The organism is Nocardioides sp. L-11A (assembly GCA_029961745.1).
Lineage (GTDB): Bacteria > Actinomycetota > Actinomycetes > Propionibacteriales > Nocardioidaceae > Nocardioides.
Window position 1 is genome coordinate 763972 of sequence record CP124680.1, and the last position, 12212, is coordinate 776183.

The following is a 12212-nucleotide window of genomic DNA, read 5'->3' on the forward strand; positions in this document are numbered from 1 at the left end:
GCGTGCGCATCGACAACAGGTTCACCGTCCCAGCCACCCCGGACCGGGCCTGGGCATTCCTCACCGACCTCGCCCGGGTCGCACCCTGTCTCCCCGGCGCCATGGTCGACTCCGTCGCCGAGGATGTGCTCTGCGGTCGCGTCGCGCTCCGCATCGGGCCGATGAGCATGACCTACGCCGGCGAGGCGGCCTTCGTGGTGAAGGACGACGTCAACCGGATCGCGACGATCCGTGCCGGCGGTCGCGACGGCCGCGGTGGCGGCGCGGTGAAGGCGACGATCAAGGCCTCGCTGATCGAGGTCCCCGGCGGGTCGGAGGTGAACCTGACGACCGAGCTGGCGCTCACCGGCCGGGTCGCCCAGCTCGGCCAGGGACCGATCAAGGACGTCAGCGCCAAGCTGATGGGCCAGTTCGCGGACTGTCTCGCGACGAGGATCGACCTGCCCGCGGGGACCGACGCGACCGATGCCGACGCGGCCGCGCCGGCACCCGTCGAGCCGATCGACCTGCTCGACTCGTCGCTGATGCCGCCCCGGGCGCTCGCCGGCGGGGCCGCGGCCCTGGCGGCGGTCGTGGCGCTCTGCGTGCTGCTCGGTCGACGTCGGCGCGCGGACGGGGGCAGCTGATGTCCGACGTCCTCACCACGATGGCCTACGAGCGCGCGCGCAGCGTTCCCGAGGCGCTCGTGCTGCTCGCGGAGGGCGGCGAGGACGCGCGCCCGATCTCGGGGGGCCAGAGCCTCGTGCCCATGATGAACCTCGGTCTCGCCGCGCCGGCGTTCCTCGTCGACGTCTCGACCATCCCGGCGCTGCGCACCCTCGCGATCGAGGGCGAGCATCTCGTCATCGGCGCCGCGGTGACCCACGCCGAGCTCACCAGCGATCCGCTGGTCGCCGATCATGCTCCCCTGCTGGCCCGCGCCGCCCGGCAGATCGGGAGTCAGCGGATCCGCAACCGCGGCACCATCGGCGGCTCGGTCGCCCACGGAGACGCGGCTGCCGAGCTCCCGATGAGCTGTCACGTGCTCGAGGCGGACTACCGGGTCGAGAGCGCGACCGGCGCCGAGCTGCGGCCGGCGGGCCCCTTCTCGCTCGGCTACTACCAGACCGACCTGGCCCCGGGGGAGCTGGTGACCGCGATCCGGGTGCCGTTGCGGCCCCAGCACGGCTGGGGCTTCCGGGAGTACTCCCGGCGCGCCGGTGACTTCGCGCTGGCCTCCGCCGCCGCGGGGGTCCGACTGGAGGGCGACCGGATCGCTGAGGTGGCGATCGCCGTCACGGGAGCCGCCGACCGGCCGACGCGCCTGAGCGGGCTGGAGCGGAGCCTCGTCGGGCAGAGCGTTGCGTCGGCCGTGCGCTCGGTCGCGGGGCTGGCCCGCGAGCTGACCGTGGCCGACGACCCCTACTGCGCCGGCGCGGACCGCGGCCGGCTGATCGAGGTGATGGTGGAGCGGGCCCTGCGCGACGCCTGCGCCGAGGTGAGGAAGGAGCAGTCGTGACCGAGGCGATGGGAAGCGTGGAGACCACGATCGTCCTGAACGGCGCGGAGGTCACCGGGCATGCGCCGGCGGACACCACGCTGCTGCGCTGGCTGCGCGAGCAGGCCCACGCCTACGAGGTCAAGGAGGGCTGCAACGAGGGGACCTGCGGCACGTGCACCGTCCTCGTCGACGGCCGTGCGACGACCGGCTGCACGACCCTCGCGGTCCAGGCCGCGGGCGGCGAGGTGGAGACCAGTGTGTCGCTGTCCGAGGGCGACGAGCTGAGTCCGCTGCAGGCCAGCTTCTGGGAGCACGGGGCCGCGCAGTGCGGCTTCTGCACCCAGGGCATGCTGATGTCGGCGGTCGAGCTGCTGCGCTCGGGCGAGGACGTCACCCCCGCGTCCGTGCGCGAGCACCTGCACGGCAACCTGTGTCGCTGCACGGGCTATCAGGCCATCGTCGATGCCGTGGTCCGCGCGGCCAGCGAGGGGGCGACCCGATGACCGACGCCGTCCGCGACCAGGTCCGGCGCCCGACCCGGGTGGTCAACACCTCGGTCCTCCGCAACGACGCGCGGGAGAAGCTGCTCGGACGCACCCGCTACGCCGGCGACTTCGACGTCGCGGGCCAGCTCCATGCCCGGGTGGTCCGTTCACCCGTCCCCTCGGCCCGGATCGTCGCCAAGGACGCGACGGCCGCCCTGGCGGTCCCCGGGGTCGTCGCCGTCCTCTTCGGCGAGGACGTGCCGAACAACGAGATCCCCACCAACACCGCCGGCATCAAGGGCCGCCCCCTGCCCCCGTCCTGGGTGCTGGCCACCGACCGGGTCCGCTACCACGGGGAGCCGGTCGCGCTCGTGGTCGCTGTGGACCCGCGCTCACTGGTGGCGGGCGAAGCGGCGGTCGAGGTGGAGTACGACCTGCTCCCGGTGGTCTCCGACCCCGAGCGAGCTCTCGAACCGGACGGGCCGGAGGTGCACGAGGGCGGCAACCTGCTCAGTCAGTGGGAGATCGACCGGGGCGACGTCGATGCCGCGTTCGTCGCCGCCGACGTCGTGGTCGAGGGACGCTACGAGGCGCAGGTCGTCGACCACGCCTATCTCGAGCCGGAGACGGGGGTCGGCTGGCTCGACGACGAGGGCGTGATCAACATCCGCGTCTCGACCCAGGAGATCGAGCACTACCGCCGGATCGCCCATGTGGTGGGCCTCTCGGACTCCAAGGTGAGGGTGCAGGCGCCGTACCTGGGGGGCGGCTTCGGCGGCAAGGAGGACATGACGGTCGAGCCGTACATCGCGCTCGCCGTGCAGCGCACCGGCCGACCGGTCAAGATGACCTGGACGCGCCAGGAGTCGCTCACGGCCCGCGCCAAGCGGCACCCGGTCCGGATGTCCTACCGGACCGCCGCGACGGCGGACGGCCGACTGCTGGCGCACGACATCGAGGTGGTCTCCGACGCCGGGGCGTATCCGCTGTTGAGCGGGTTCGTGCTCCTCTACATCACGCTGAACGCCGCCGGACCGTACCGGTGCGACAACGTCCGGGTCCGCTCGCGCGCCGCGTACACCAACAACACCCCGGGTTCGGCCTTCCGCGGTTTCGGCGGCATGCAGCCCGTGCTGGGCTACGAGGCCCAGATCGACAAGGTCGCCGATGCCAGTGGGCTGGACCGCGTGGCAGTCCGCAAGCGCAACGCGCTGGCCGCCGGAGATCGGATCCCGGCCGGGCAGCGGATCGAGACGGCGGTGTGGCTGCCGCAGTGCATCGACGCGGTGCTCGAGCGGATCGGGCCCCGTCCCGAGCCGTCGTCGCCCGACCACCGCGTGGGTCTGGGCCTGGCCTGCAACGTGCAGCCCTACGGTCGGGTGGCCTGGATGAACGACTCGGCGTCGGCCTGGGTCGGTTGCGAGCGCAACGGCGACGTGGTGGTGCGCTGCGGCGTCCCCGACGTCGGTGGCGGCCAGGTGTCCTCGCTCGCGCAGATCGCAGCGGAGGTCCTCCACGTCCCGATGGAGAAGGTGACGGTGCACTTCGGCGACTCCGCCCGCACCCCCCTCGCCGGACGGACCACCGCCACCCGGCAGCTGTACATGTCCGGCAATGCCGTCCTGGCGGCGGCCCGAGCGCTGCGCGCCCAGCTGGTCGAGGGCGTCGCCCGGGGAGCCGGTCACCCCGAGTCCGCGCTGACCCTCGCGGAGGGTGGGGTGATCACGCCGGACGGTGTGGTCCCCCTCGCCGAGGTCGTGATGATGTGCCTGGCCCAGGGCGTCGCGATCAACGCGATGGAGACCTACTTCGCGCCGACGGCACCGCCGGTCGCCCAGCGGGTCGACGCGGAGCGGATCGTCCCCGACTTCACCTTCGGTGCGCACGCCGCCTACGTCGAGGTGGACACCCGCACCGGTGCGGTGCGTCCGCTGCGCTATGTCGCGGCCCACGACGTGGGTCGCGCCATCAACCCGGCCAGCGTGCGCGGCCAGATCGAGGGAGCGGTCGTGCAGGGGCTCGGCTACGCCCTGTCCGAGCGCATCGTCTACGACGAGGGCGTCAACCTGACCGGGGCGTTCTACCAGTACGCCATGCCGACCGCGGCGGACTGCCCGGAGATCGAGGTGGTCGTGCTCGAGTCCGGCGAGGGCGTGGGACCGTTCCACGCGCGAGGGATCGGCGAGCCCCCGATCGGCCCGTGCGCCGCCACCGTCGCGAGCGCGATCGAGGACGCCGTCGGCGTCCGTCCGGCCACGCTGCCCATGCTCGCCGAGCGGGTGCGCGCCTGCATCGACGAGGCGGCCGGCTCGTGAGCGGCCAGGGCGACGCCCTGTGCGTCGTACCGATCGACACCCCGAGCCTCGGCGACCGCAGCTACCTCGTCCACGACGGCTCGGTGGCGTTCGTCGTCGACCCGCAGCGTGACATCGACCGGGTGCTCGAGGTGCTCGAGCGTGAGGGCCTCAGGTTGACCCACGTCATGGAGACCCACGTCCACAACGACTACGTCACCGGCGGACTGGCCCTCGCGCGGGCGACCGGTGCCGACTACGTCGTCAGCGCGCGGGAGGACGTCTCCTTCGATCGCCATCCGGTCGAGGACGGCGAGGTGCTCGCCGTGGGCGACCGGATCCGGGTCGAGGCGCTCGCCACTCCCGGGCACACCTTCCACCACCTCTCCTACGTCCTGCGCGACGGGGATGGGACGCCCGGCGTCGCGGTCTTCTCGGGTGGCTCCCTGCTCTACGGCTCGACCGGACGGCCCGACCTCCTCGGCGCCGAGCACACCGACCGCCTCGCGCGCCTCCAGCACGCCTCGGCCCGACGGCTCGGCGCTGTGCTCCCGGACGACGCCGCGCTGTACCCGACGCACGGGTTCGGATCGTTCTGCGCGGCGTCACAGTCACGCGCCTCCCGATCGACGATAGGTGCGGAGCGGCGGGGCAATGCCGTCCTCACGCAGGACGAGGACGGCTACGTCCGCGACCTCCTGGCCGGTCTGGGCCCCTGGCCCGACTACTACGCGCACATCGCGCCGCTCAACAGTGCGGGTCCCGCGGCCGCCGACCTCAGTCCGCCCCGGCCGATGGGCGCCGCGGAGATCCGCCGCCGGATCGACGCGGGGGAGTGGGTCGTCGACGTGAGGCATCGCTCGCAGTTCGCCGACGGGCACGTCCCGGGCAGCTACAACGTCGGCACCGACGGTGCGTTCGCGACCAACCTGGGCTGGCTGATCGACTGGAACGTCCCCCTCACCCTGCTCGCGGCCACGCCCGACGACCTCGCTCACGCCCAGCGTGAGCTGGTCCGCATCGGCCTCGATCGTCCCGCGGGCGCCGCCACCGGTGAGGTGCGCCGGTGGAGCGATCGCGACCTGGTGCGCTTCGAGCAGGCCGACTTCGCAGCGCTCGCCGCCGAGGCGTCGGCCCGCGAGGTGCCGGTGCTCGACGTACGTCGGGCGGAGGAGTTCGCCGCCGGACATGTCGTCGGCGCACGCAACATCCCCCTCCATGAGCTCAGGGCCCGGCTCGCCGAGGTCGCCGACGACGAGGTCTGGGTGCACTGCCAGAGCGGCTACCGGGCGTCGATCGCGGCGTCCTTCCTGCTCGCGCCCGGGCGCCGCGTGGTCGCGGTCGACGACCACTTCGCCACGGCCGGCGCGGTCGGCCTTCCCGTCACGGTCGCGAGCGGGTGACGCTCGCCGTCGTCCTCGCGCTGGCGCTCATGGTGGGGGTGGCCCTCGGTGCCCTGGGAGGCGGCGGGTCGATCCTGACGGTCCCGCTGCTGGTCTATGTCGCGGGTCTGGAGCCGAAGCAGGCGATCGCCACCTCGCTGCTGGTCGTCGGCGTCACGTCGGGGGTGGGGGCGCTGGCGCACGCGCGAGCCGGGAGGATCCGCTGGCGCACCGGGCTGCTGTTCGGGGCGGGTGGGACCGTGGGCGCCCTGGGGGGCGGCGTCCTCGGCTCGCGGGTGCCCGGTCACCTGCTGCTCGTCGGCTTCGCGCTGATGATGCTGGCCACTGCCCTGGCGATGCTGCGCGACACCCGGCAGATCGAGGCGGCCGACGAGCCCCAGGTGCTGGGAGCACTCGTCGACGGCGTCGTGGTGGGGGCGGTGACGGGCCTGGTCGGTGCCGGAGGCGGCTTCCTCGTCGTACCCGCCCTCGTCCTGCGCGGCGGCATCGCGATGTCGGCCGCTGTCGGCACGTCCCTGGTCGTGATCGTCATGAAGTCGCTCGCGGGCTTCGCCGGCTATGCCAGTCATGTGTCGGTCCCTTGGGGCCTCGCCGCCGGCGTCGCCGCGGCGGCCGTGGCCGGCAGCATCCTCGGCAGCCGGCTCGCGGGCCGCCTGTCCGAGGACCGGCTGCGCCGCTGCTTCGGGTGGTTCGTCCTGCTGGTCGGCGGCTTCGTGCTCCTCCAGGAGGCGGCCCCGGCGACCTGGCTGGGGCCGGGCATCGCGGTGCTCACGGCGGCCGGCTGCGGGCTCGGGTGCCGGCGGGTGTGGTCGTCCCGGTCCCGCGCGGGACGCTCCGCCCGCTCGGCCCGGGGTGGCGCGGCCTCGGGCTGAGCTGTCGTACCTCGCCGGTCCCGCGCGCTTCTCGCCGCGCGTCCGGAGTTGTCCCGCCCGGGGGCTGGCGCGCTGCCGCGCCTACCGCTACATTGAATATCAGATCTCAAGCGCGAGATATGTACACCTCGCCCCGGGTAGAAGAAGGGACCCATCCATGACCGACCTGATCGATGCCGCGGCCCAGAAGGCTGTCGAGGCGATCGACTACCAGCGCCTGAACGAGCTCGTTCAGGAGGTGTGCCGGATCCCGAGCGTGCTCGGGGACGAGGGACCCCTCGCGAGCTTCCTCGCGGACTACATGAAGAACTCCGGGTTCGAGGGCGTGGGCCTGCAGGACGTCGTGGGTGAGCGTCCGAACGCGGTCGGGGAGCTCGCCTTCGGGACGGGCAAGCGGATCGTGTTCACCGGCCACATGGACACCAAGCCCGTGTCCATCGGGTGGGAGAAGACCTCGCCGTTCTCCGGGGAGCTCATCGACGGCGCGATCTACGGTCACGGGATCATGGACATGAAGGCCGCGCTGGTGTGCCAGATCGTGGCCATGGAGGCGCTGCGCGACTCGGGGGTCGGCCTCGCCGGCACGGTCGCCATGGCCGCGGTGTCCGACCACATGGGCGACCAGCTCGGCTCGATCCGCTACTTCGACGAGTACGCCGCGGACCTCGCCGTCCTCGGAGAGCTGTCGGGCAACGAGATCTTCCTCGGCCACCGGGGTCGCTACTACTTCGACATCACCGTGCAGGGCCGCTCGGCGCACACCTGCCACAAGCCGCTCGCGGTCAACGCGAACCTGCTGGCCGCGCACGCGATCATCGAGCTCGACCAGTCACGCCTGACGCCGGTCCTCGAGGACTGGGTGGTCGACCTGTTCGGTGCCGAGACCTATATGGCTCCGGGACGCGTCTACGGCGGGCTGCCGCCGGGCGGACCGTCGATGATCCCCGACGAGTGCGTGATCCGGGTGGACTGCCGCCCGCAGCCGGGTGTCACGGTCGATCAGGTCCGGGCGGAGATCGAGCGCTGCCTCGACTCCGCGCGCTCGCGCGACAGCCGCTTCCGCGCCGAGGTCGAGCTCGTCGACGTCAAGAAGGGCTATCTCGCCGAGCCCGGCGACGAGGTCGTCGAGCTGATGCGCGACTCGGTGCGGTCGGTGCGCGACGGAGCCGAGCCCCCGCTCCAGGCGGCCGGGTGGCTCGGCGACACGGCGAGCTTCGGCGACAAGGTCCCGACCGTCATCTTCGGGCCCGGCGGGGAGCCGGTGTACTGCCCCGACGAGCATCTCTCCGTCGCCGACATCGTGGAGGCCACCCGCGTCTACACCGAGTTCGCCGTCCGGGCGCTCACGCCTCGGGAATCGGCGTGAGCACTGGGGTGCGTCCGCGCCCCCGCGTGGTGCTCGCCAAGCCGGGGCTCGACGGGCACGACCGGGGGGTCAAAGTGGTCGGCATGGCGCTACGGGACGCTGGCGCCGAGGTCGTCTACCTCGGGCTCCAGCAGACAGCGGCCCAGATCGCCCGAGCGGCGGCCGCGGAGGACGCCGACGTGATCGGGCTCTCCGTGCTCTCCGGCGTCCACGTCGACGTGGCCCGCCAGGTCCTCGCCGCCTGCGCGGGCGAGGACCTGGGCGACGTACCCCTGGTGGTGGGCGGCACCATCCCGCCCGCGGACGTCATCCGCCTGCGCGACCTCGGCGTCCGCGACGTCTTCCCGGTGGGGACGCCGCTCGACGACCTGGTCGCGCGCATCTTCGCGATCGCCGCCACCGAGGAGGAGGTGCCCGATGAGCAGTGAGCCTCGGCCCGTCGTGACCGACTCCGGCATCCCGCTCGACCCGATCTACGACGCCACCTCCGTCGCCGACGACCTGGCGGGACGGCTCGGCCGACCGGGCGAGCCGCCCTTCACCCGCGGGCCGTATCAGACCATGTACCGCGAGCGGTTGTGGAGCATGCGCCAGTACGCCGGCTACGGCTCGGCGGACGACACGAACGCGCGCTTCCGCTACCTGCTCGACCAGGGCCAGACGGCGCTCTCGGTCGCGTTCGACCTGCCGACCCAGCTGGGCTACGACTCCGACGACGAGCTGGTCCTCTCCGAGGTGGGCCGCGTCGGCGTGGCGATCGACTCCGTCGAGGACATGGAGGCGGTCTTCGCCGGCCTGCCGATCGACCAGCTCTCGGTGAACTTCACCATCAACGGCACCGCCCCGATCATCCTGGCGTTCTACCTGGTGGCCGCCGAGCGCCAGGGCGCCGACCTGGCGCAGGTGGCCGGCACGCTCCAGAACGACATCCTCAAGGAGTTCCTGGCGCGCAAGACCTTCATCTTCCCGCCGGACCACTCGATCCGGCTGGTGGCCGACGTCGTCGAGTACTGCTCGGAGCACCTGCCGCGGTTCAACGGCATCTCGATCACGGGCTATCACGCGCGGGAGGCGGGATGCGACGCCGTCCAGGAGATCGGGCTCACCATGGCCTCGGCGATCGCCTACACGGAGGCGTTCCTCGCGCGCGGCCTGGACTTCGACGCGTTCGCACCGCGGCTGTCCTTCCACTTCTCCAGTCAGCTCGACCTGTTCGAGGAGGCGTCGAAGGTCCGGGCGGCGCGCCGGATGTGGAGCAGCCTGGCCCTGGAGAGGTTCGGGGCGAAGAAGGAGACCTCCGCCCGCCTGCGCTTCTTCTCCGGCTGCTCGGGCGCCACGCTGACGGCGCAACAGCCGCTCAACAACGTCGTCCGCTCCACGCTGCAGTGCCTCGCCGCGGTCCTCGGCGGCGCGCAGTCCATCCACGTCATGGGCTACGACGAGGCGTTGGAGATCCCCACCGAGGAGTCGGTGCGGCTGGCGCTGCGGACCCAGCAGATCATCGCCCACGAGTCCGGGGTCGCGAAGGTCATCGACCCGCTCGCCGGCTCCTACTTCGTGGAGCACCTCACCGACGAGATCGAGGAACGGGCCTGGGAGCTCGTCCGCCGGGTCGAGGACGGAGGGGGACTCGTCGAGCTGCTCGCGCAGGGCGTCCCCCAGCGCTGGGTGGCCGAGTCGGCGTACCGCTACGAGCAGGAGGTCCGCTCCGGCGAGCGGGTCAAGGTCGGCGTCAACAGGTACGTCGACGACGACGGTGTCGTGCCGCCGCTGTTCGAGGTCGACGGAGCCAGCGCGGCGCGACAGCGGGAGCGACTCGCCGGTCGTCTCGCCGAGCGTGACGGCGACGCCGTCGCCGCCGCATTGGCGACCCTGCGGACGGCGCTGGTCGACGGGACCAACAGCATGCCCCACATCATGCAGGCCGGTCGGGTGGGTGCCACGCTGGGCGAGATCGCCGACACGATGCGCGCGGTCTTCGGCGTCTACCGGGAGCCGCAGCCGTGGTGAGCGGTGATCTTCCGCTGGACGGCGTCCGGGTGGTGGACCTGACCCGGTTCGTGTCCGGTGCCTACGCCGGCCGGCTCCTGGCCGCGCTCGGCGCCGACGTCATCAAGGTGGAGCTGCCGGAGACGGGCGACCCCTACCGCGAGCAGGGCACGGCGTTCGTGGGCGACGAGAGCGCGCTCTTCGGTGCGCTCAACTGCGGCAAGCGATCGATCCTGATCGACCTGGCCGCCGATGAGGGCCGCGCCCAGCTGGACGCGCTCCTGGAGACCGCCGACGTGTTCTTGGAGAACGGCAGGCCAGGTGCGCTGGCGAAGCTCGGGCTCGACGCGGCGAGTGTCGCGGCCCGCTTCCCGCACGTCGTCTACGGATCGATCTCCGGCTACGGCCAGAGCGGCCCGGACGCCGGGCGCGGCGGCTTCGATCTCATCCTCCAGGCGGAGGGCGGTCTGATGAGTGTGACCGGGGAGCCCGACAGTGGTCCGGTCAAGGTCGGCGTGCCGGCCCTCGACATCGGCAGCGCCGTCTCGTGCGCGCTCGGTGTCGTGTCGGCCCTCTACGCACGCAACCGCACCGGCAGGGGCGCCCGGGTGGCCGCGTCGCTGCTCGAGTTCGCGGTGGCGAGCTTCACCAGCGTGGCACCGTCGTACTTCGTCGACGGGGAGGTGCCGGGCCGGATCGGCAGCCATTCGCCGACCTTCGCGCCCTATGGCGCCTTCCGGGCCAAGGACGGCCATCTCGTCATCGCCGGCGCGGGGAGCGAGGCCCTGTGGCAGCGGCTGTGTGAAGCACTGGATGCTCCGGAGCTCGCGGACGACCCGCGTTTCGCCGACAACGCCGCGCGGGTGCGCAACCGCTCGGTCCTGACCGACGAGCTCGAAGCACGTCTGCGGCGCTGCGACCGGGCGCACTGGCTGAGCCGGCTCGACGCGGCGAGGGTTCCGGCGGCCGAGGTGCGTGATCTGGCCCAGGTCCTCGACTCGGCGCAGGTGCGTCACCTCGGGCTGGTCCAGGCCGATCCCGGGGCGCCGGCGATGACGCCCGTCCTGGGCGTCCCGCTCCAGGTCGACGGACCGCTCCCGAGCGCGGGCCGGTGGCCGCGGCTGGGGGAGCACACCGCGGAGATCCTCGCCGAGCTGCGCACCCGGCCCGGTGCTCGATGAGCGGCACCGAGCGGGAGGCCGGCCCCGAGGCGGGTGCGCCGCTGGCGCACTGTGCGGCCCAGGCGGCCCGCGTGCTGGAGCGCACCTTCGAACTCGCCCAGATCCCCGCGCCGCCCTTCGACGAGGGTGACCGGGTCGCCCGCGTCGCGGACTGGTGGCACACCGACGGGCTCGAGGTCGAGCGGCAACCGGTCGGCAACCTCTGGGCGCGCCTGCGCGAGGGCACGGATCCGGGGCGGGGCGCCGTCGTCGTGGCCGCCCATCTCGACACTGTCTTCGGCCGCGAGGTGCGCCACGGGCTGCGCCGCGAGGCGGGCCGGGTCGTGGGACCGGGATGCGGGGACGACACCGTGGCCGTCGCGGCGCTGTCGGCTCTCGACAGCCTCCTGCCCTCGCGGACCGCGGCGCCGGTGTGGGTCCTGGCGACGGTGGGCGAGGAGGGCCTGGGCGACCTCGCCGGTGCCCGGGCCGCTCTGGCACACCTCCCCGAGCCGGTGGAGACCTTCGTCGCGCTCGAGGGCAACTACCTCGGGCGGGTGAACGTCGTGGGGGTCGGCTCGGTGCGCAAGCGGGTGCGGATCTCCGGCCGAGGCGGTCACGCGTGGGAGGACGCCGCTGCGCCGAGCGCGGTGCACATCGCCGCCGCGATGGTGCAGGCCATCGCGCAGTTGCCCGAGCCGGCCGGCGTCCGGTCGTCCCGCAACGTCGGTCTGCTGCGGGGCGGTGAGTCCATCAACTCCCGAGCCATCCACGCCAGCTTCGACGTCGACCTCCGTGCGGAGGATCCGGCAGCCCTCGCCGCGCTCGGCGCAGCCGTCGACGAGATCGTCGCCCGGCGCCACGAGGGTGTCGACGTCGAGGTGGAGCCCCTCGGCAACCGGCCTGCCGGTCGGATCGATCCCGATCACGCGCTGGTGCGGACGGCGGTGGATGCCCTGGCCGAGGTCGGCATCACCGCGCGGCTCACCGCGGCCAGCACCGACGCCAATGTCGCCTACGCGGCGGGCATCCCGGCCGTGACCCTGGGGATCACCTACGGCGACGGCACCCACACCGAGGAGGAGTGGATCGATCCCGACGCGATCCGGCTCGGCCTGCACGCGCTCGCTCGTACCATCACCGAACGGTCAGCTTGACCTCGA

Annotated in this window: 11 protein-coding genes; all 11 read left to right on the forward strand. The window is 72.8% G+C overall.

The genetic code is table 11. The annotated features are described in order from the left end of the window. The first annotated feature begins 2 nt into the window (after window positions 1-2). The 11 genes from QJ852_03480 (at window position 3) to QJ852_03530 (ending at window position 12206) form a co-directional block, all read left to right on the forward strand. Window positions 3-626, forward strand: a complete 624-nt coding sequence (locus QJ852_03480; protein ID WGX97504.1) for an SRPBCC family protein — start codon at window positions 3-5, stop codon at window positions 624-626. Next, window positions 626-1498 carry a xanthine dehydrogenase family protein subunit M gene (locus QJ852_03485; protein ID WGX97505.1) on the forward strand — a complete coding sequence of 291 codons (873 nt, stop codon included), beginning with the start codon at window positions 626-628 and terminating at the stop codon, window positions 1496-1498. The genes QJ852_03480 and QJ852_03485 overlap by 1 nt, the downstream gene beginning before the upstream one ends. Further along, window positions 1495-1983, forward strand: coding sequence for a (2Fe-2S)-binding protein (locus QJ852_03490; protein ID WGX97506.1), 489 nt, complete (start codon window positions 1495-1497; stop codon window positions 1981-1983). The genes QJ852_03485 and QJ852_03490 overlap by 4 nt, the downstream gene beginning before the upstream one ends. Beyond that, on the forward strand, window positions 1980-4280 hold the full coding sequence (locus tag QJ852_03495; GenBank protein WGX97507.1) for a xanthine dehydrogenase family protein molybdopterin-binding subunit: 2301 nt from the start codon (window positions 1980-1982) through the stop codon (window positions 4278-4280). The genes QJ852_03490 and QJ852_03495 overlap by 4 nt, the downstream gene beginning before the upstream one ends. After that, window positions 4277-5662 (forward strand): MBL fold metallo-hydrolase, encoded by a 1386-nt coding sequence (locus tag QJ852_03500; protein WGX97508.1) that lies wholly within the window; start codon window positions 4277-4279, stop codon window positions 5660-5662. Before QJ852_03495 ends, QJ852_03500 begins: the two co-directional genes overlap by 4 nt. Beyond that, complete coding sequence (locus QJ852_03505; GenBank protein WGX97509.1) at window positions 5659-6534, forward strand: sulfite exporter TauE/SafE family protein; 876 nt, start codon at window positions 5659-5661, stop codon at window positions 6532-6534. Before QJ852_03500 ends, QJ852_03505 begins: the two co-directional genes overlap by 4 nt. A 157-nt stretch (window positions 6535-6691) precedes the next feature. Beyond that, on the forward strand, window positions 6692-7900 hold the full coding sequence (locus QJ852_03510) for a M20/M25/M40 family metallo-hydrolase (GenBank protein WGX97510.1): 1209 nt from the start codon (window positions 6692-6694) through the stop codon (window positions 7898-7900). Then, window positions 7897-8328, forward strand: coding sequence for a cobalamin-dependent protein (locus tag QJ852_03515; GenBank protein ID WGX97511.1), 432 nt, complete (start codon window positions 7897-7899; stop codon window positions 8326-8328). Before QJ852_03510 ends, QJ852_03515 begins: the two co-directional genes overlap by 4 nt. Continuing rightward, the gene (locus QJ852_03520; GenBank protein WGX97512.1) at window positions 8318-9910 is read left to right on the forward strand and encodes a methylmalonyl-CoA mutase family protein; all 1593 of its coding nucleotides are present in this window, start codon (window positions 8318-8320) and stop codon (window positions 9908-9910) included. Before QJ852_03515 ends, QJ852_03520 begins: the two co-directional genes overlap by 11 nt. Beyond that, window positions 9907-11070, forward strand: coding sequence for a CoA transferase (locus QJ852_03525; protein ID WGX97513.1), 1164 nt, complete (start codon window positions 9907-9909; stop codon window positions 11068-11070). The genes QJ852_03520 and QJ852_03525 overlap by 4 nt, the downstream gene beginning before the upstream one ends. Beyond that, on the forward strand, window positions 11067-12206 hold the full coding sequence (locus tag QJ852_03530; GenBank protein WGX97514.1) for a M20/M25/M40 family metallo-hydrolase: 1140 nt from the start codon (window positions 11067-11069) through the stop codon (window positions 12204-12206). Before QJ852_03525 ends, QJ852_03530 begins: the two co-directional genes overlap by 4 nt. Window positions 12207-12212 lie beyond the last annotated feature (6 nt).